At 40.3% G+C, this 19,247-nt stretch carries 17 protein-coding genes and 1 pseudogene; 13 read left to right on the top strand and 5 right to left on the bottom strand.

What is annotated here, in order from left to right:
- Positions 1 to 135: 135 nt before the first annotated feature.
- The 5 genes from pheT to QUD05_RS29380 all read left to right on the top strand — a co-directional run bounded on the left by pheT (position 136) and on the right by QUD05_RS29380 (position 4,743).
- Positions 136 to 2,586, top strand: a complete 2,451-nt coding sequence (pheT, locus tag QUD05_RS29400) for a phenylalanine--tRNA ligase subunit beta (protein ID WP_289799150.1) — start codon at positions 136 to 138, stop codon at positions 2,584 to 2,586.
- 114 nt (positions 2,587 to 2,700) lie between these two features.
- Positions 2,701 to 2,970 carry a YciI family protein gene (locus QUD05_RS29395; RefSeq protein ID WP_289799149.1) on the top strand — a complete coding sequence of 90 codons (270 nt, stop codon included), beginning with the start codon at positions 2,701 to 2,703 and terminating at the stop codon, positions 2,968 to 2,970.
- Positions 2,971 to 3,231: 261 nt separating this feature from the next.
- Positions 3,232 to 4,026: a Tab2/Atab2 family RNA-binding protein gene (locus QUD05_RS29390; RefSeq protein WP_289800112.1), complete on the top strand. Its 795-nt coding sequence runs from the start codon at positions 3,232 to 3,234 to the stop codon at positions 4,024 to 4,026.
- A 140-nt stretch (positions 4,027 to 4,166) separates the two neighbouring features.
- Positions 4,167 to 4,397: a type II toxin-antitoxin system MazE family antitoxin gene (gene mazE, locus QUD05_RS29385; protein ID WP_289799148.1), complete on the top strand. Its 231-nt coding sequence runs from the start codon at positions 4,167 to 4,169 to the stop codon at positions 4,395 to 4,397.
- The gene (locus QUD05_RS29380) at positions 4,384 to 4,743 is read left to right on the top strand and encodes a type II toxin-antitoxin system PemK/MazF family toxin (RefSeq protein ID WP_289799147.1); all 360 of its coding nucleotides are present in this window, start codon (positions 4,384 to 4,386) and stop codon (positions 4,741 to 4,743) included. The genes mazE and QUD05_RS29380 overlap by 14 nt, the downstream gene beginning before the upstream one ends.
- Positions 4,744 to 4,795: 52 nt before the next feature.
- On the opposite strand, the gene QUD05_RS29375 is transcribed toward QUD05_RS29380, so the two are convergent.
- A complete protein-coding gene (locus QUD05_RS29375) occupies positions 4,796 to 5,695 on the bottom strand; it encodes an aspartoacylase (RefSeq protein ID WP_289799146.1) in 900 nt (299 codons plus the stop codon).
- Between the two features lie 198 nt (positions 5,696 to 5,893).
- Between QUD05_RS29375 and QUD05_RS29370 the strand changes: the two genes are divergently transcribed.
- The 5 genes and pseudogenes from QUD05_RS29370 to QUD05_RS29350 all read left to right on the top strand — a co-directional run bounded on the left by QUD05_RS29370 (position 5,894) and on the right by QUD05_RS29350 (position 10,077).
- Entirely contained in the window at positions 5,894 to 7,075 is a 1,182-nt protein-coding gene (locus tag QUD05_RS29370) for a n-acyl-d-glucosamine 2-epimerase (protein ID WP_289799145.1), read from the top strand.
- A gap of 55 nt (positions 7,076 to 7,130) precedes the next feature.
- Positions 7,131 to 7,718, top strand: coding sequence for a Uma2 family endonuclease (locus tag QUD05_RS29365; protein ID WP_289799144.1), 588 nt, complete (start codon positions 7,131 to 7,133; stop codon positions 7,716 to 7,718).
- Positions 7,719 to 7,822: 104 nt separating this feature from the next.
- The gene (locus tag QUD05_RS29360; protein ID WP_289799143.1) at positions 7,823 to 8,305 is read left to right on the top strand and encodes a cupin domain-containing protein; all 483 of its coding nucleotides are present in this window, start codon (positions 7,823 to 7,825) and stop codon (positions 8,303 to 8,305) included.
- Between the two features lie 206 nt (positions 8,306 to 8,511).
- Positions 8,512 to 8,760: pseudogene (locus tag QUD05_RS29355) on the top strand (serine/threonine protein kinase); the annotation flags it as partial.
- 174 nt (positions 8,761 to 8,934) lie between these two features.
- The gene (locus tag QUD05_RS29350) at positions 8,935 to 10,077 is read left to right on the top strand and encodes a serine/threonine protein kinase (RefSeq protein WP_289799142.1); all 1,143 of its coding nucleotides are present in this window, start codon (positions 8,935 to 8,937) and stop codon (positions 10,075 to 10,077) included.
- 51 nt (positions 10,078 to 10,128) lie between these two features.
- On the opposite strand, the gene QUD05_RS29345 is transcribed toward QUD05_RS29350, so the two are convergent.
- The 3 genes from QUD05_RS29345 to QUD05_RS29335 form a co-directional block, all read right to left on the bottom strand.
- Complete coding sequence (locus QUD05_RS29345; RefSeq protein WP_289799141.1) at positions 10,129 to 11,457, bottom strand: ATP-binding protein; 1,329 nt, start codon at positions 11,455 to 11,457, stop codon at positions 10,129 to 10,131.
- Between the two features lie 94 nt (positions 11,458 to 11,551).
- A complete protein-coding gene (locus QUD05_RS29340; protein ID WP_289799140.1) occupies positions 11,552 to 12,841 on the bottom strand; it encodes a tellurite resistance TerB C-terminal domain-containing protein in 1,290 nt (429 codons plus the stop codon).
- Positions 12,842 to 13,155: 314 nt separating this feature from the next.
- Positions 13,156 to 14,505, bottom strand: a complete 1,350-nt coding sequence (locus tag QUD05_RS29335) for an ATP-binding protein (RefSeq protein ID WP_289799139.1) — start codon at positions 14,503 to 14,505, stop codon at positions 13,156 to 13,158.
- Positions 14,506 to 14,592: 87 nt separating this feature from the next.
- Between QUD05_RS29335 and QUD05_RS29330 the strand changes: the two genes are divergently transcribed.
- From QUD05_RS29330 to QUD05_RS29320, 3 genes are all read left to right on the top strand, one after another.
- Positions 14,593 to 14,913 (top strand): TMEM14 family protein, encoded by a 321-nt coding sequence (locus tag QUD05_RS29330; protein ID WP_289799138.1) that lies wholly within the window; start codon positions 14,593 to 14,595, stop codon positions 14,911 to 14,913.
- Between the two features lie 748 nt (positions 14,914 to 15,661).
- Positions 15,662 to 16,903, top strand: a complete 1,242-nt coding sequence (locus QUD05_RS29325) for a phosphotransferase family protein (protein ID WP_289799137.1) — start codon at positions 15,662 to 15,664, stop codon at positions 16,901 to 16,903.
- 125 nt (positions 16,904 to 17,028) lie between these two features.
- A complete protein-coding gene (locus QUD05_RS29320) occupies positions 17,029 to 18,117 on the top strand; it encodes a T3SS effector HopA1 family protein (RefSeq protein WP_289799136.1) in 1,089 nt (362 codons plus the stop codon).
- A 261-nt stretch (positions 18,118 to 18,378) separates the two neighbouring features.
- On the opposite strand, the gene xth is transcribed toward QUD05_RS29320, so the two are convergent.
- A complete protein-coding gene (xth, locus tag QUD05_RS29315) occupies positions 18,379 to 19,161 on the bottom strand; it encodes an exodeoxyribonuclease III (RefSeq protein WP_289799135.1) in 783 nt (260 codons plus the stop codon).
- Positions 19,162 to 19,247: the final 86 nt, after the last annotated feature.

The following is a 19,247-nucleotide window of genomic DNA, read 5'->3' as shown; positions in this document are numbered from 1 at the left end:
CAGAGATTGTTCTGTCAGTCTAACGTAGTAGGATTGTTCAAGTGAAAGGGTACGCCTTGCGAGACGAGTAGCCATCGAGCGCTTCTTGCACCCTAAAATAAGAGCAAAAGACGATTCCTAAAACAAGCACACTCCATGCGTATTTCTCTAAATTGGCTGCGCGAACTAGTAGAGATAAAACTTAGTCCAGAAGAATTAGCCGAAACCCTGACAATGGCGGGGTTTGAGGTTGAAGAGATTGAAGACCGCCGCACTTGGGCAAATGGCGTGGTTATCGGCAAAGTGCTTGAGCGTCAACCCCATCCCAACGCCGATAAATTGAGTGTTTGCCAAGTCGATATCGGTACAGGTGAAACTTTAAATATTGTCTGTGGCGCTGCCAATGTGAAGGCAGATATCTATGTACCTGTGGCAACTACGGGTACTTACTTACCCAACATCGATTTAAAAATTAAACCTGCAAAACTACGTGGTGTCCCATCTCAGGGCATGATTTGTTCTTTAAAGGAACTCGGTTTGCCCACCGATGTCGATGGAATTCATATTTTTATCCAGGAAAATTTACCATTGGGTAGTGATGTGCGGCCATTGTTGGGTCTAGATGATGTAATTTTAGACCTCACCGCAACTGCCAATCGCGCTGATGCTCTGAGTATGGTAGGCGTAGCCAGAGAAGTAGCAGCTTTAACTGGTGGAAAGTTAAGCATTCCTGAGCCTGGTGAAGTCTCTATTCCCAAAAATTCTGGGAATTTAGCTTTAAAAATTGCCGATACCCAAGCTTGTCCTGCATACATCGGTACGGTAATTGAACAGGTAAAAATTGCTCCATCTCCCGAATGGTTGCAACAGCGTTTACGGGCGGCTGGGGTACGTCCCATTAGCAATGTTGTGGACATTACTAACTACGTTTTGTTGGAATGGGGACAACCACTGCACGCCTTTGATGGCGATCGCCTAAAATCTGTTGCAGGTAGCGAAAATTTAACCATCGGCGTTCGCTTCGCCAATAATGGAGAATTCCTCAAAACCCTGGATGGACAAACTCGCACTTTATCAACCCAAAATTTGTTAATTACCGCTAACGACAAACCCGTTGCACTGGCGGGAGTCATGGGTGGGGAAGAAACAGAAGTCCATGAAGGGACTCAAAGCCTAGTTTTAGAAGCAGCTTTATTTGATTCCGTGGCAATTCGCCGTTCTTCGCGCAGTGTTGGGTTAAGAAGTGAGGCTTCTGGCAGATACGAACGGGGAGTTAACCGCGCTGAGTTGGAAATAGCTAATCGCCGCGCCTTATCCTTAATTAGCGAATTAGCTAGTGGAATTATTGTCCAGCAAGAAATTGCCGACACCCGCCCCGATCCGTCTACCTGGAGTCGTTCTATCGCCCTGCGTTTAGACCGGGTTAATCAGATATTAGGGCCCATCGATTTAGAAGAGGACACAGGCGAACTACAAAAACAAGATGTTGAGCGCATCCTGACTGCATTGGGGTGTCAGTTAACTTCTTCAGGAGAAGATAACAGCCATCAACCTACGTGGTCAGTATCCGTCCCACCTTATCGTTACCGCGACTTAGAGCGAGAAATTGATTTAATTGAAGAAATCGCCCGTCTCTATGGTTACAACAAATTCTGCGATACTTTACCAGAAAAAGCGGAAGCTGGTTATCTACCTTTAGATCAAGAACTAATTCGCAAATTACGAGCTTTCTTGCGGGCTGAAGGGTTGACAGAATTAATCCATTATTCTTTAGTCAAACCAGGAGAAGACAGAAATATAGTCCTGTCAAACCCCTTATTTGTCGAATATTCAGCGCTGCGAACCGATTTGATCTCTGGGTTAATTGATGCCTTTCAATACAATTTAGAGCAAGGTAATGGTGCGCTGAACGGTTTTGAAATCGGGCAAATTTTCTGGCAAGAAGAAGACGGTTTGCAAGAAACAGAAGCGCTTGCGGGAATTATCGGAGGCGATCGCACCCTTGGTAAATGGTCAAAAAGTGGACGCGAAGAACCCATCACCTGGTTTGAAGCCAAAGGCATTTTAGAAAGTGTATTTCGGCAACTTAGCTTGCAAATCGAATTTCAACCCGATCGCCGCGACGATCGCTTACATCCAGGACGTACCGCTTCTTTGTGGATTCGGGGTAACAGACTGGGTATTTTTGGGCAACTCCATCCCCAACTGCGACGAGAAAAAGGTTTACCAGATTCCGTTTATGTTTTCCAGTTGGATCTAGATGTGCTTTTAGAATCTGTAGGGCAAGACGAAGTACTCGTTCCAACATTCCAGCCCTATTCTACCTATCCAGCTAGCGATCGCGACATTGCCTTTTTCGCACCAGTGAAAATCTCAGTTGTCGAAATTGAAAAAGTAATTACCAAAGCTGGTAAAGATTTGCTCGAATCGGTAGAATTATTTGATGAATATCGGGGTGAAAATGTCCCCGAAGGACAGCGGAGTTTAGCATTCCGCTTAATTTATCGGGCTAGCGATCGTACTCTGACTGAGGCTGAAGTTGAACCAGTACATAATAAAGTCCGCGAAGCTTTAGTGGAAAAATTCGGCGTGAACTTGAGAAGTTAGGAGTAAATACGGGAAAAGGTTATAGGTGACAGGGTACAGCAAAGAAAAACTATTCCCTGTAACCTGTACCCTGTAACCTATAAACTGAGATTTTAAATTTTTAATTGATTAACCATGCCTAAATATGTACTCTGGGGAACTTACTGCGAAGACGTTATCGAAAAACGCGCCCCCTATCGTCAAGCTCATTTAGACGGATTAGCAAAACAGAAAGAATCCGGTGTGCTGATTACCATCGGCCCCACCAAAGATGTTACAAAAGTTTTTGGGATTTACGAAGCCGAAGACGAAGCCACTGTGCGCCAGTTAATTGAAAACGATCCTTACTGGAAAAATGGCATCTGGACTGAATATTCTGTCAAAGAATGGATTCAGGCTTTATAAATTGGTGTTGGGCATTGGGCATTGGGTATTGGGCATGGGAAGATGAGCTTGAATGTTGAACCTTTGAACTCGGAAGTTGAACCTTTGAACTCGGAAGTTGAGCCTCTGAACTCGGAAGTTGAGCCTTTGAACTCGGAAGTTGAGCCTTTGAACTCGGAAGTTGAGCCTTTGAACTCGGAAGTTGAGCCTCTGAACTTAAAACTTTCAGTTTTAACTCTCCCCGATCTCTCCCATCCCTCCATGCCCCATGCCCACATAATTATGAAAATTTGGCAGGTTGATTTTTATCGTAGTCCCTCACAAGATGCATCTGGACAAGTTTTATGGGAGTTGTTGATTTGTGACGCAACTCGCAGCTTTCAATATGAAGCCACCTGTCTCCAGTCAGCAGCAAATTCTAATTGGGTTGCGACTCAAATTGAGCTAGCTGCTGGTGAAAAATTGCCAGATGTGATTCAGGTATTTCGCCCTCAGTCTCTAAGTTTAATTGAAGCGGCTGGACGCAACTTAAGTATTAATGTCGAACCTACTCGCCACACCTTGGCCTTAAAGCAGTGGTTACAAGAAAAGCAATATCCTTCAACCCTGGATAAACCACCCCCAACACCATTACCAGAAAACCTTTGGGGAGAACAATGGCGTTTTGCAAGTTTAGCTGCTAGTGATGTAGAAACGAGATTTAGCGATCGCCCTATTCCCATTTTGCACATCCCAGAACATCTCAAACCAATCAATTTAGGTTTAGCATCAACAGTCCCCGTTCCTGGTGTAGTAATTTATGGTGGACGGCAATCAATGCGCCTAGCAAGGTGGTTGCAGCAAGCCCGTGCCGTCAGCTTGAACTACATTTCTGGCGCACCAGATGGCTTAATATTAGAAGCTAGCTTGGTAGATAGGTGGATTGTTGCCACATTTGAAGATCCAGAAGTTACCACAGCAGCCCAAGCATTTGAACAACGCAAAAAGCATTGCCGAGGATTGCATTTTTTATTAGTTCAACCCGATGATTCTGGTATCACTTATAGCGGTTTTTGGTTATTGCAGACAGAAAATTGATATTAATTGCCAAAAATATTTGTCTGCTTAATTTTTATAGCTAAATAAATGCTCTACTTATGGGCAAGGTGTATAAGTCTAGCAAATTTTAGTATGATGATAAAGTCATACTAAATAGTAATACTAAAAATTAATTATAGATGCTCAAAGTCACAATTACCTTAGAAGAAGACATTCTGCAATTTGTAGATCAGTATGCACAGGGGAACCGTAGTGCATACATCAATACACTGCTAGCAGAACACCGCCGCCGAATTTTAGCAGCAGAAATGATTACAGCGCTAAAGCAGGATGTTGAAGATGCAGAGTATCAAGCTGAAATTGCTGCTTGGGACGGCGTTGCAGGAGATGGCATAAATGCCAGGGAGTAATTTAACTTATCGGCGAGGAGAAATACGTTGGGTGAATCTCGATCCAACAGTGGGGGCTGAAGCAAAAAAAATCCGCGCTTGTTTGATTGTGCAAAATGACATCATGAATCAGTATGGATTACTGACAATCGTCATACCATTTCGCCCCGGAAGTAAACAAGCCCCCTATGTTGTCAATATAAAAGCAACACTAAATAATGGACTAGACCAAGACCGTTTTATTGATGTTGGGCAAATTCGTGCTGTTGATCATAGTCGTATTTTGGGTTTGGTTGGTGTACTAGAGTCAGACTACTGGGAACTTATTCATACAGCTTTAAATGTAGTTCTGGGATTTGTGGTTTAGGAGTTTAGGGAATAAAAATAGAGATAAAACTGAGGCGAAGGTGATGAAAAAATTAAACTATTTCTTCCTGCTTTTGACTTAAATACATCGCAATTCCTTTCTCGTAGTAAGCTGCTTCATTAATAAAAATAGGATAAACAGTAGACGCTCCTTCATAGAAAATATCTTTTCCTTCAAAAGTCAGAAACATTGGATCGCCTGGATGCAAAGGTTCATAATCCCTAAACTGAAGCTGGGGGTGAATCATGGCTTGAATTTCCCCGCGTAGGCGCAGCCCACCGTAGGCATCGCTTCTAGGATAATCGACAGTTCCAATGTATTTATAAAGTGTAAGGTGGTTGCTTGTCTGCGGAATATTCCCTTGATTGCACCTTTCAAAATAATCTAAAACTGCATAAATAAGCTGTTCTGTTTCTTGAAATAATTCGGCGTTTAAAACATTTTGAGCTACAGCCCCAACTTCTATAACAAAACCCAATTCACACAAAGAACGGAGAAAACCATTTTCTTTGGATTCCTGATTAATACAGACTTTTACTAAAGGATTGATAGAACTTAAATAAGCACCTAATCGAAGTAATAAAGGATGCATATCACAAAAAATCAAAGTTAACCCCATATTGGCAGTTGTGCTGTGCAAATCAACAATTACATCTACAAAGGGCTGATTTTGCGGTTGCAATATCTGTTGAATTGCTTTTGCCCGCGTATCTTCATAACTTGAGAGTTGGGGATTTTGTAAACCTTGATTAGTGAAACAACGATTTAAATCTTTTTCAATGTATCGTTTGCCTTCTTCAATAGCTTTGAGATTGCCAAGTAATGCCAGAGTTTCAAAACTTGCCCTGTTAATTAAATTAGGATATTGCTGAAACTTTTTGACTAAATGTACTCCTGTTAACTCATTACCGTGGTTTCCTCCAACGATCGCAACTCGTTCAATCTGACTCATAACAACCTCATCTCTAAAAAACTACCCTACGGTTATTGAGAATGGTGCAAGATCCAAGATAGAAGTATAACTTCTGTTGACTAAATCTTGTAAAAGCCTGACACAATGTCTACGAAGGGCTACGCCTACGCTCCATATNNNAGCCAAAATATGATAACTGTTAAGCTGTTAGATTTAGTACAAAAGAGAAGCAAATTTATGGAGAAGGACTTTCAAGCGAACGCTGAACTTTACAAAAACGCCCTCCTCAACGACGTACTCCCCTTTTGGGAAAAATATTCTCTTGATTGGCAGCAAGGCGGCTATTTCACCTGCCTCGATCGCGAAGGCAAAATTTATGATACAGACAAATTCATTTGGCTGCAAAACCGCCAAGTGTGGACTTTTTCGATGCTTTACAACCAGCTAGAAAAGCGGGAAAATTGGCTAAAAATTGCCAGCAATGGCGCTAATTTTCTCGCCCAACATGGCAGAGATAGCGATGGTAACTGGTACTTTGCTCTCACCCGTGAAGGGAAACCATTAGTTCACCCTTACAACATCTTTTCTGATTGCTTTGCAGCGATGGCATTTAGTCAATATGCACTCGCTGGCGGCGAAGAATGGGCAAAGGATGTAGCGATGCAAGCTTATAACAACGTATTACGCCGCAAAGATAACCCCAAGGGCAAATATAATAAAACCTATCCCGGCACACGCCCGATGAAATCATTGGCTGTACCGATGATTTTAGCCAACCTGACTCTAGAAATGGAATGGTTGCTACCAAAAGAAACACTAGAGAATGTCCTGGCTGAGACAGTCCACGAAGTGATGACCGATTTTCTCGACNNNGAACGGGGACTAATGTACGAAAACGTTGCCCCTGACGGTTCCCACATCGATAGTTTTGAGGGAAGGCTGATTAATCCAGGTCACGGTATCGAAGCGATGTGGTTTATTATGGACATTGCACGTCGCCAAAACGACACCAAAACTATTAACCAAGCGGTTGATGTGGTGCTAAATATCCTAAATTTTGCTTGGGATAGCGAGTACGGCGGATTGTATTACTTTATGGATGCAGATGCTCATCCCCCACAACAACTGGAATGGGATCAAAAATTGTGGTGGGTTCACCTAGAGTCATTGGTTGCATTAACGATGGGTTATCGGTTGACAGGGCGTGAGGTGTGTTGGGAATGGTATCAAAAGATGCACGATTACGCCTGGTCACACTTTGCTGATTCCGAGTATGGTGAATGGTTTGGCTATCTGAATCGGCGTGGAGAAATCTTATTGAACCTCAAAGGCGGCAAATGGAAAGGATGTTTTCACGTACCGCGTGCATTGTACCTTTGTTGGCAACAATTTGAAGCATTGCAAAACCTGGGGCGGTAAACAACGCAGTCAGTTTAATCTCTGCTAGTGACAAGTACTATTGGAAAGATGTCTCATGAATGCTGTGACACCTAAGCGATTTACGATCGCAGAATACCATCAATTGATTGAACTCGGATTTCTCACAGAGAGCGATCGTATTGAATTGATTCGAGGGGAACTGATTCAAATGACAGCAAAGGGAACGCCTCATACAGTTTGTAGTTCTATCCTATGCCGTCAATTGGATCGGCTTCTAGGCGATCGAGCAGTCATCCGCGGACAAGATCCCATAACCCTTTCTAATCAGAGTGAGCCTGAGCCGGATGTTGTCATTGCACGAGGGAGAGATGAAGATTATCTCGCTCATCATCCTTATCCCGAAGATATTTTGTTAGTAATTGAAATTTCGGATAAAACCCTAGATTATGACCAAACAACCAAGCTGTCTTTGTATGCAGAAGCCGGAATTTCTGATTACTGGATTGTGAATTTGCCAGATAGTCAACTTGAGCGTCATAGCCAACCGTATCAAAATGCTCAAAATAAGTTTAGCTATCTCAGCAAACAGATTTCTCTATCTAACCAGTCAGTGGCGATTCCTGGATTTGAAGATGCATTATTAGACTTTAATCGGTTGTTTGTAGAGGGTACTAATGAATGATTTTCGTTCATTTTCTAAAGTGAGTTAAGCTACTTATGCTTATTAGACAAACTAAACACAAAATGATGTAATTAAAAGTATTGCTTAAACAAAAAACTTTTAATATGAGAAAACTGTCTCTGATTCTTCCCTTAGCTATCCTAGCTTTTGGCAGTGTAGTTGTTAAGAGCCAAGAAATCTCCTCACCCAATACTTACACTCAATCTGTTACCCGTGAAGTTTTAGCGAGTGGTTATCCTACTCAAGATCAAAAACAGATTCTTGAGCTTGTACGCTATACCATCGCACCAAGAGCAAAACTCCCTACTCATACTCATCCGGGAATGCAGATTGAACGAGTAGAGGCGGGAAGTTTAACTTATACTGTTGTGGAAGGAGAAGCTAAAGTAACGAAAGCTAACGGCACAGAATTGATTCTTCAAAAAGGGAAAACTATACAGCTTACAGTGGGAGATTCTTTAGTTGAATCTGCCGGAATGGTTCATTATGCAGAAAACCAAACAAACAAGCCGATTATTTTGTTGTCTGCTTCTCTATTTAATGCTAATCAACCAAAAGCTATTTTAACCAATACTGAAAACAGATGAATTCGATGAGAATTGCAGGTTTGATTGAGTTTTATTCCTATACATTTTTATTTTTAGGCAAAATCTAAGCAGTATTGAGTAGATAGTAAGTCGAATTGTAGAAAAATACTTTCCCTAATGCTTGTTGCTAACTTAAGTAATCTTACAGTGGGGCAGTAACAAACAGCAAAGCTATAAAAGCAACAAAGCTTTGGAGTCACGAGCAAATGACAAGTCGAGAATCGCCAGATTCTAATCAAGAAATCCTGTTAGAAAGGTATCAAGTGCAACAGGAATTAGGCAAAAAAGCCGGACGACGGACGCTGCTAGCTCGTGACTTACAAACTCTAGAATTAGTAGTAGTCAAAATACTGTCCTTTGGTAATGAGTTTGAATGGAACGACCTCAAACTGTTTGAGCGAGAAGCTGAAACTCTCAAAGCACTTTCTCACCCAGCCATTCCCCGTTACCTTGACTACCCCTCTTCTGTCACTCTCCGAAAACATTTGCCTTTTCTAAAATCTAGAGCTTTTGTATAGCAAGCGATTGCGCGATTCTTTTCTAATAGTAAATACAAGACCCATTTTTTTCTAATAGTATAGCTTGTATTGATTGCCTCATGAGGCTTCTAGCGATCGCCCTCCCGGAGAGTGACAGAAGAGGGCTACTTTGAGCTAGATTTACCTAACAGCAGAGGATTTGCACTCGTACAAAGTTATATCCCAGCCCAATCTCTAGAAGCGCAACTCAAAGCAGGGCGTAGTTTTAGTGAAGAAGAAGTCAAAGAACTAGCAAAAGCAATTCTAGAAATTCTCAAATATCTGCATGGTCGTCAACCGCCCGTAATTCATCGTGACATCAAACCAAGTAATATTTTATTAACAAATCGCTCTGGTAATAGTGTGGGTGAAGTCTACTTAGTAGATTTTGGTTCAGTGCAAACCATCGCCAGAACAAGCAGCACTATGACAGTTGTGGGAAGTTACGGCTATATGCCACCAGAACAATTTAATGGTAGAGCTACCTATGCTTCTGACCTTTACAGTTTAGGAGCAACTTTAATTTATTTAGTAACAGGTCAGCATCCAGGCGATTTACCACAAACAGACCTACAAATTGAATTTGAACAAGCTGCTAATATTAGTTTTGGTTTTAGCGGTTGGTTAAGGCGGATGACAGAACCTATTATGAGTAAACGCTTGGCTTCCACTGAAGATGCTATGCGAATCTTGGAGGATAATCAGAGTCAGCTTAGGGGCACGGCAATTAATTCAATTCCTAAAAAACCTCATGGTAGTAAAATTTTGTTGAATAAGAATGCTAATTTTATAGATATTATCATTCCAGGGGCAGGATTATTATCTATTCAAACACTTACATTTATAATTCTCTACTTTTTTATACTTTTTATAATGAGTATTCCGCTGTTAAGTGGTGATTGGAGTAGTTTATTAAGAGGTATTTTATTCATTTCCCCTGTAGCTTTTATTCTGATTTGTATATGTGTATTTGGGCGAAAGCGACTTTACATAAATAGACAGCAGATTTATTTGATTTATAAAATATTTCAGCTTGAAGGTCACAATCCGCTTCCAAGTTCTAGACAAGAGATTTTACGGTTAGATATAAACAAAAGTGAGTACAATAGATATCGTTTGACAATATGGGCAGGTATTAAAAAATATGTAATTTCCAGTAATGAACTCGATATTTTTACTGTAACTCTTTTGGAACTTGACTGGCTAGCTCATGAACTCAGCGATTGGCTAGGCTTACCAATTACAAAAAAGTAAACTTTGTAGAGTAATCTGGTTATTTTTATTGTTCAGTGTCTTCATTATTAATCACAAACTAAATTCGGCTGCGCCATCCTCATCCACATCTGCATCTTTACCCATAGCAGTAGGTTTAAATTTAGAGCCATGAATTAATTCAGCAAACGCAATTCCTGGATTTTGGTGAAGAATATTCAGCACACTCATAAAATCTCGCACAATTTCCCCTGGTGTCAGTAATGCTTCTGCACCCAAGCGATTAATAATTTCTTTCACAAACTCCTTCAACTCACGATTTGTCAAAGTCTGTTCATACCCAAAATTGAGTGCATGAATCTCAGCTAAACGTTGCAAAAGCGTCAATATTTCTGCTTCACTCAACGGATTTAGCCGAATCACTGGCCCTAAATGTTCCTGAACATTAGCTTGGGCAACAAAACGACTTTCTTTTGTGCGTCTTTGCCAAGCTTGATCTGCAAAAAGTCCTCGTTTAGGGTCTTCTAAAAATTTAGTTGTTCCACCAACGACAATACCAAGATGTTCAGCTTTGCACTGCATAGTATCGTTAAACATTGCCAGGAGTCGATTATAATTTTTTTCCCGCGTCACTGTAGTAGATATTTGATATAAATGTACGGCTTCATCAACTAAAATTAACAGCCCTTTATAACCAATTTCAGCGACAAATTTAGCAAACAGTTTTATATAGTCATACCAACTATCATCATCAATAATAACGCGCACTCCTAAAGCTGCTTTCGCCTCAACTTTAGTAGTAAATTCTCCCCGCAACCAGCGCATCGCCGCATTTTTTAAATTATCATCATCCAATCGGTAGCCACGCCAATAAGCAATAATCACGCTACCAAAATCGAAACCGTGAACTAAGTCTTCAATATATTGAACTACTTCCCTAATTTTTGATTCAACTTGGTCATCAAAACCATCATCATTGGGACGCATTTCAGTTTCTTTAACCACTTCTTGTTGAATTTTATTAATCCATCCTTCTAAAATTGAGACTAAAGCACCACCATCAGGACGAGTTTTTGTAGCTAGGTGGCTCATTAATTCTCGATAAGTCGCTACACCTTCATTGTTACTTCCAGCTAATCGGCGTTCTGGGGATAAATCAGCATCAGCTACTACAAAACCTTGCTCCATCGCGCGGTTGCGAATTAGTTGTAATAAAAAACTTTTACCGGAACCGTAGTTACCAATTATGAAGCGGAATGCTGCGACACCTTCTGCAATATCATCGAGATTTTGTAATAGGCTTTTTAGTTCTTTTTCTCGACCTACTGCTATATATTCAACTCCCACTCTTGGTACTACCCCCGCACCAAGGGAATTGATTAAAGCAGTGGATATTTTCTTCGAGATTTTGAGCTTTACCATGTATTACACTTCACTTTATTCTAAACGCAGAAGCACGCAGTAAGTAGGGAAGGGATATGATCTTACTACTAAATCTTACGACGGCAATAACAATTTAATTTGACGAAGTATGTCTGGTCATGAGGTCTTCATACATCGCAATCATTTTTTTGACATCTGTTATATGCTCAGGGTAAACTTTTGGACTTTCAGAATCAAAATTAATTATTAATTCCCCAATAGTATCATTTGCACGTTCATTTATAGAATCGATTAATAAATTTGGCATAGTAATATTTGCTTCGGCAATTTTTTTAATAGCACTATTAGGATTATCTTGTTCAACTATAGCTTTTAATACTTGTAACTCATGTGCTGGAAGATTTCCGAGAAAATTAGTCCATTCTTCGGGGATATTTACCGATGTCTCAACTTCCGAATTTTCAATTACATTTGAAGATTCAATTATTTCCGAAAATGGGAACAATTCAATCTCATCTTCTTGGGAATTATCAGATAAAGGCTCTGGATTCAAGGTTTCTACTTGTTGTAGTAATTCCCATACTTGATTTTGTAATGAGTCTCGTTCTTCTTGCAATAATGAAACTTGTCCTTGTAGTTGCTGCAATTCGGCTTTGTATTCTGCTAGTTGAGTTTGTGAATAATTAAGAATAGCTTGGATATTTTCTCTTTCGGTTTTCGTTGCAACAAGCAATTGATTGTTTTGGGTTGTCTCAACTTCTAGCTCTTGAATTGTAATTCGCAGTTCGTATAATTTTTCTTCTAATTGGGGTTTGAGTCTGCCTAAAAGAGTTAAATTACTTTCAACTTCTTGTTTCTCGTGTTGTAGCTCGGAAATTTGGCTTTGCAATTGGGTGATTTCAGCACGAGATACATTACAATTTGACTCTAAACGGCGCTTCTCTGCTGTGAGGATAGAAAAAGCATTGTTCAATTCATTTTGATTGTTCTGCAAATTATTAATTTCAGTTTGCAGGCTACTAACTTCTGTTTCTAATTGCTTCTTTTGTCCGGCAAATGTTCTTAATTCTCGATGTAAACTATCTCTTTGGCTACGGCTTTCTATGACTTGATTTTGCAACTGTTGTGATTCAGCATATAGTAAATTATGATGTTCTTCAATTTGATTGATTTCTCTGACAACACGAGCCTTTAATTCCTCCATATCTTTAATTCGCTTGCGCAGAGAACCTAAAACAAACATTTCATAATTTCTGCGCCGCTTGTCTATGAATAATGCTGTTGTATGGATAGTAACGGCAGTAATTACACCTGTGAGAAAGGCTTTATTAAAATCCCAGCTTGGGACAAGGCTAAGACCAAAACTCACACTAAAGGCAACTATCACTAGTATAAATCGATTGCTGATCGTTACTGATTGCATATTGCTGGTTTTTAGCGTAGTTAAATTATCTGAATAAGTGACTCTCATACTAATTTATAATTCGTAATACTTCGGCTTACCTCGGCTTCGCTCGGCACAAGTCGCTCAGTACAAGTTCGTAATTCGTAATTAAACATATACATAAAATACTTAATGTAAGTGGTTTTTAATTCATTGTTATGTTTGGTTAGTCAAGATATTTTTCTCAAGTTTGGTATCAGAATTTTTATGAAACCTCTAATTTTAGTTAATGTTGCATAACATTGTTCTGTAAGTTACAAAAAAGCGCAATCATTAATGAAACAATATTAATGTTAAGTGTTGGATATGTTTTTATTTGCATGAGAAAGTGTTAAATCTGCTTTTAAAAAATCAACAAACTGCCGTGCTGTACGTCCAGAACGACCATTATGACGAGTTGCCCATTGTAATGCTTGAAATTCTAAATCTTCTTGGGTAATATTAATTTCAGCTTGTGCCACTAGATGTTGTACAATTTTTAAATAAGTTTTCTGATTGGCTGGTTCAAAAGTTAAGGTTAAACCAAAGCGATCGCTAAACGAAAGCTTCTCCTGCATCGTATCCCAGGCATGGATTTCCTCGTTATCCTTGGGAGTCGGTCTATCCACAAAAAACTCCCGAATCAAGTGGCGGCGATTGGAAGTAGCATACACAACTACATTTTGAGGNCGCGCAGTTAAATTACCTTCTAAAACTACCTTGAGAGCTTTAAAGGCATCATCATCTTCTTCAAATGAAAGGTCATCGACAAAGATAATAAATTTTTGTGACACACCTCGTAAATGTTCCACGATTTCTGGTAAGTCTTTTAAATCAGATTTTGCAACTTCCAATAAGCGGAGGCTGCGATAGCTATATTCATTCAACAAAGATTTCACTAAAGAAGATTTGCCAGAACCGCGACTACCGTAAAGTAATACATGCAGTGCCATCTCTCCTGATAATAAAAACTCTGTATTTTTCAGCAAAGCATCTTTTTGAGATTCGTAACCGACAAGGGCACTCAGCTTAATTTGGTCAGAATACCGGATACCGATAAACTGCCCAGATTGCCATCGCAAAGCGCGATATTCTGCAAATAAACCAGAGCCACATTGCCGATAATAAGCTGCTAACTCTTCTACAGCATCACCCCAATTATCTAACTCTTGTAGATATGTAGTGAATTTTGTCTCTACTCCTAGCAATTCTTGCTCTTTATACCACACTACTGGTGAAATCGGCATATAAGCTACGTCTTGTACCCACTCGCTCAAAGAAGCGCTGCTACATTCATAGAGACTTTGCAATATTTGTAAATCATGCTGAACTGCTGTCACTAAAGCTGAGGGCAAATCTTCAAATTCTCGCACTCCCGCCAGCCTTGTAAAGGGATTCTCACACAAAAGAAGTTGAGTAATTAAATAGTCTTCCCAGTTTTGATTTCTAGCAGCCAAAGCATGGAAGTAACTACCGTAGGCTTGGAGACAGCCTCGTGCATCGGCATCAGTGTAACGTATAGCTTGCAACAGTTCCAGAAATGCCATCCCCACTTCGCCTTGCAGAACAGACTGGTACAGTAAAAGTGAGGCTGCTTGGCGCTGGAGAAATTGAACCTTTGTATATAAGGAGGTACTTGCCATTGGTATCGCTAAATTATCCATCAATCAACTGTGTGGTATAGCTAAATAGCTATGGTAAATTGTCTGCTGACCCTGGCAGTAAAGTCAAAGTCTACATAGGTTTTAACAATGAATTTAGGTATAGTTGCTGCTTTTGCCTACGGCATATTAGCGATTGTTGGTGGCGTTATTGGCTATATTCAAGCTACAAGTAGAGTTTCACTCATAAGTGGTAGCATTAGCGGTTTATTACTAATACTTGCCGCTTACTTTCAACTCCAAGGACAAACCTGGGGTGCGATTTTAGCAGTGTTAGTTACTGCTGTTTTAGTAGTTTTCTTTGCATTTCGACTGGCAAAAACACGCAAGTTTATGCCTGCGGGATTAATGACAATTTTGGGTATGCTGGCATTGGCGGTGATGGTGAATCAATTTGTGGCTTTAAGGTAGCATTAGTTTCTCAGCAATAACCACCCTCCTGTGTTTTTGGTATGGCATGACTTTCCCTGCTTTGAATGATGCTAGTACATTTATATTACTGTGACTTGTTACCCTTGCCTTTGAAAAATGCCCTGTTTCAAGCTTGACAAAAGTACACTTACATAAGATGCGCTCATGTAGCTTTGTTTGCGATCGCCCATAGTCATCTACAATTTGTAGGTGACGAAAATAACGTGATAACAAGCTTTCCAGACATCAATTCTGAAAATTAAATCAAAAAATAATTACTAATTGCTAAAAAACTCCGGTTTTTTTGGCTTTGTGATGATAAATAAAAGTAATAGTGTTGAATGTCATGCTTTGTATCGCGAAGGATTACTCAAATTCTTCGCTGCTTTGAGGATGACTACTGAACATCANAACACATCTGCTACCAATCAGTTTTTTTGCTGGGGATGTTTCTTGTCCACAAAAAAAGGCTTTACCACAAAACTTACTCTAGATGTATCTAAGTAACTATGCTGATAAAGTGTAAAGATGTCAGGGTATCTGGGAGCCAATTTTAAAGGAATTGCAAAGGAATTGGTGCCATTTTGGCAGGTTTTACTCCTAAATATGAGATATTAGTAGATTGTAGAAATCTTTATTGTTATTCACATCTCTCTTCTTGCATTAGTTCCTATCTACTAAAAACTCTTAAGACCAAGCAAATTTGACACGATAAGTTTAATTAATTTAATGAAGTAGGAAATAATACATGGTATTATCACTGTCTTCTCATAACGTTATCCAGTATCTGCAAGAGGCGGGTCTGTGTAGCTCAGAAGATGGCCCATCAGACAAATCTGAGTTGCCAGGAAGTAGTCAGAACAATTTCAATTTACTAGTGACTTTAACAGATAATCGCCAACTGCTCGTAAAACAAGAACGTAACGTTAACAACAATGACGGCGCGCCTCATGAATTGTTTCAGGAGTGGCTGTTTCACCAATTGCTACAACAGTTTCCAGTTCTAGGTAATACTTCAGCCATCGCGCCATTGGTAGTGCATTTTGACGAAGAAAATTCGATTCTTGTCCGTAGCTACTTGAATGAATATCTAGAGCTTGCGACATTGTACCACAACAATGAGATTTTTCCACAAGAAATTGCTTCTGCCATCGGCACAACTTTGGCGGGACTGCATCGCGCCACCTACAACCGCCGAGAATATCGGGATTTTATGGCAACTGCTCCCCAAGGAGAGTTTCGCTACGGGTTTTACAATCCAGCTCAAGGGGTAGGGTCGATTGGGCCGGAGATTTTTGGGACTGTTCCCACGGATGCACTAAAATTCTATGTTCTCTATCAACAATACGAGAGTTTGGAATCTGCGATCGCAGATTTGGCATATAGCTGGAATCCTTGCTGTTTAACTCACAACGACCTGAAATTGAACAACATTTTGGTTCATTCCAAATGGGAGCAATTAGACAATTGTCTTATACGACTAATTGACTGGGAAGCTTGTTCTTGGGGAGACCCAGCCTTTGATTTAGGAACTTTACTGGCCAGCTATTTAGGAATTTGGCTCAAGAGTCTGGTAGTAGACCCCACCATTGAGTTAGAAGAATCTCTAAATTTGGCATTAACACCGTTAGAGATTTTACAACCTTCAATTATTGCCTTAATTAGGTCTTATATAAATGCTTTTCCAATGATTTTGGAATACCGCAGTGACTTTATTTCGCGCGTTATCCAGTTTGCGGGGCTGGCACTAATTCATCAAATTCAGGAGATGATTACGTGCCGGAAACACTTTAATAATGTTGAACTCTGTATGCTGCAAGTAGCTAAAAGTTTACTTGTAATGCCAGAGCAAGCTGTACTGACCATTTTTGGGATATCAGAGTCAGAAATCCTGAATCCTGTGGCAAAGATTCATAAATTTCCTCAGCCTGTGAAAGAGCAGCAGTTACTTCGGATTTATTACGAGAAAACTCGGCTACGTGGTTGTTAGTAATAGGTAGCAGAACAATTTAAATCAGAACACAAAATTCTGAATTCTGACTCACCTCGACTGCGCTCGGCGACCACCTGACTCCTGAATTCTATTTTATTCAAGTTTGATTTCTGAATGGATTAATGCTAAATTCCTCTATCAATCAATCGCTAAATTCTCTATTTGATATTGCTCAAAATATCCAGATTGAGTCTAATTTTTGTATTTACCATCCCAATTATCAACCCTTCGCTCTGCCGACTAAAATAGCCGATAGATTTCAGCAAAATTCCGTAGATTTACAACAAAAGTATCTCACTCTTCTGCTGCGAAATTTTCTCTATGGAATCTATTACAATGGCTCCCTGCAAAGTACTTTGGCAGTCAATATTGATAATACCAATCAACCGCCAAAGCATAATTTAGCAGATAATTCCATTTTGGAGATTGACTGGGACTTTTACGAGCAACTGCACGCCAGTAATCACGGCATAGGTTACTTTGACCCTCGATGGCAGGTCTTACGGAAAGAACCTGATGGAACTATGGCTGTGACTAAAGGCGGTTTAACACTTTATGTTGAGCCAGATTGCCATCTAGAATCCAGTAAGAAATCTACCAAAGTTGGTGATATGGTAGCAATCTGGATGCCCAAAAATCGACTGCAAAATGGCTGTTACTTAGCAGTTAGCAATGTTGGACAGGAACGGCAAAGCAATCCAGACGCCGATTTAGGAGCAGGGCGAATCTACTTTAACTTTACGGCATCTGGTGCGATCGCTCTCATGGAAAGCTTGACACTGCAACTAAATGCAGCCTCGATTCCCTTTAGCTTTCAGGTTCTCCACAACCCCTCTGCATACGGACGCTATGATTCAGGGCTACTTTACTTTGAACTCCCCGACTATCCAGCAATCCGCACAATCCTTCAGACTGTTTATATCGAAAATCAATTTCATTTCCAGCCCGAAATTCCTTTGTTTACCAAATTTTTAGCTCCAGGGTTAGGTTTAGCCGAAGAACCAACCCAAAAATTTGCGGCACAAGAAAGTTTTGGGATGAACCGTTGCCAAATCGTTGCTAATGCTTTATTGGAAGCTTGGCAAAAAGGTAAAAATGCGATGGAGGAACGGATGAGGGTTATTGACCAACACTTTGCGCGGCATCTAATAGATTTACAGCGTCCTTATCTCAATCCCAGTTCTGAGGATATATATAAGCCGTTAAATTGATGGGGAGTGGGGAAAGAGGCAGAGGAGCAGGGGAGCAGCACTTCCACACCTCTGCCTCTTATCCCGGATTTCTCACCACACCTCTTAAAGCCTGCGCAAGTGCCGGGGAGAAGTAATGAGTAAGAAGTAAGAAGTAATGAGTAAGAAGTAAGAAGTAAGAAGTTTTTACTTATTACTCATTACTCATTACTCATTACTTCTCCTCTGCTCCATCAAACGCCTTGAGCTTGTGAGAAATGCGGGTTATGCCCCATACCCAATTCAAAATTCCACAATTACCAGCACATGGTCACTAGGTTGAGTTAACTTTCTGGGTGCGACATCGATAACGCAACTTATAGCACGCTCATATAGCACGGGTGTGAGATAGTGATGGTCAATTCGCCAACCTAAGTTACGACGGAAGGCGGCAGAGCGATAATCCCACCAGCTATAATTTCCACCTTCTGTAGTGAATTTGCGAAAAGCATCGGCAAATCCCAGTTTCAGAATATCCCGTAAGGCTTGGCGCTCTGTTTCTGTTGCCATAATGTGATTTTCTGTACTCACTTGCTCGTGAATATCCTTATCTTCCAAGGCGATATTGAAGTCGCCGCACACACAAATTGCGGATTCTGACAACGCTAGCAATCGCAAATACTCGTGTAGCGCTGTTAACCAACGCAGTTTGTATTCGTATTTCTCCGTTCCTACTGCTGCGCCATTAGGAACATATAAGTTTACAATCCGCACACCATCAATTACACCAGTAATCACGCGCTTTTGCTCGTCCCATTCGTGGTGTAAATCTGGCAAAATCGCCCTAAACCCGCTACTGACATTTACGAGTGGCTGGCGGCTAATCAGGGCTACACCGTTATAAGATTTTTGCCCTGACATATAAAGGTTATACCCTAACTGCTCAAAAGGCGATCGCGGAAATTCCGCATCCACAACTTTGGTTTCTTGCAAGCAGAGAACATCAACGGGATTTAGGGTTAACCAATCGATAACCTGTTCAAGGCGAGTGCGAATTGAGTTGACGTTCCAAGTAGCGATTTTCATTAGTTAATTATCAGAATTTTTGTAAATTACTAATTACAAATTATGTAATTATTGTACAATTACTTAATATTTATATTTTCTGTTAT

Origin of the sequence: Nostoc sp. GT001, from assembly GCF_030382115.1 — a bacterium.
In the GTDB taxonomy this organism is placed as follows: domain Bacteria; phylum Cyanobacteriota; class Cyanobacteriia; order Cyanobacteriales; family Nostocaceae; genus Nostoc.
This window is presented reverse-complemented; position numbering and strand designations above follow the sequence as displayed.

What these genes read in the sequence shown, in the direction of transcription:
- QUD05_RS29390 (WP_289800112.1), top strand. Translation starts at nt 3,232, where the DNA reads ATGAAAATTTGGCAGGTTGATTTTTATCGTAGTCCCTCACAAGATGCA.
- QUD05_RS29360 (WP_289799143.1), top strand. Translation starts at nt 7,823, where the DNA reads ATGAGAAAACTGTCTCTGATTCTTCCCTTAGCTATCCTAGCTTTTGGC.
- QUD05_RS29330 (WP_289799138.1), top strand. Translation starts at nt 14,593, where the DNA reads ATGAATTTAGGTATAGTTGCTGCTTTTGCCTACGGCATATTAGCGATT.
- QUD05_RS29340 (WP_289799140.1), bottom strand. Translation starts at nt 12,841, where the DNA reads ATGCAATCAGTAACGATCAGCAATCGATTTATACTAGTGATAGTTGCC.
- QUD05_RS29375 (WP_289799146.1), bottom strand. Translation starts at nt 5,695, where the DNA reads ATGAGTCAGATTGAACGAGTTGCGATCGTTGGAGGAAACCACGGTAAT.
- QUD05_RS29325 (WP_289799137.1), top strand. Translation starts at nt 15,662, where the DNA reads ATGGTATTATCACTGTCTTCTCATAACGTTATCCAGTATCTGCAAGAG.
- mazE (WP_289799148.1), top strand. Translation starts at nt 4,167, where the DNA reads ATGCTCAAAGTCACAATTACCTTAGAAGAAGACATTCTGCAATTTGTA.
- QUD05_RS29365 (WP_289799144.1), top strand. Translation starts at nt 7,131, where the DNA reads ATGAATGCTGTGACACCTAAGCGATTTACGATCGCAGAATACCATCAA.
- QUD05_RS29380 (WP_289799147.1), top strand. Translation starts at nt 4,384, where the DNA reads ATGCCAGGGAGTAATTTAACTTATCGGCGAGGAGAAATACGTTGGGTG.
- xth (WP_289799135.1), bottom strand. Translation starts at nt 19,161, where the DNA reads ATGAAAATCGCTACTTGGAACGTCAACTCAATTCGCACTCGCCTTGAA.
- pheT (WP_289799150.1), top strand. Translation starts at nt 136, where the DNA reads ATGCGTATTTCTCTAAATTGGCTGCGCGAACTAGTAGAGATAAAACTT.
- QUD05_RS29345 (WP_289799141.1), bottom strand. Translation starts at nt 11,457, where the DNA reads ATGGTAAAGCTCAAAATCTCGAAGAAAATATCCACTGCTTTAATCAAT.
- QUD05_RS29320 (WP_289799136.1), top strand. Translation starts at nt 17,029, where the DNA reads ATGCTAAATTCCTCTATCAATCAATCGCTAAATTCTCTATTTGATATT.
- QUD05_RS29395 (WP_289799149.1), top strand. Translation starts at nt 2,701, where the DNA reads ATGCCTAAATATGTACTCTGGGGAACTTACTGCGAAGACGTTATCGAA.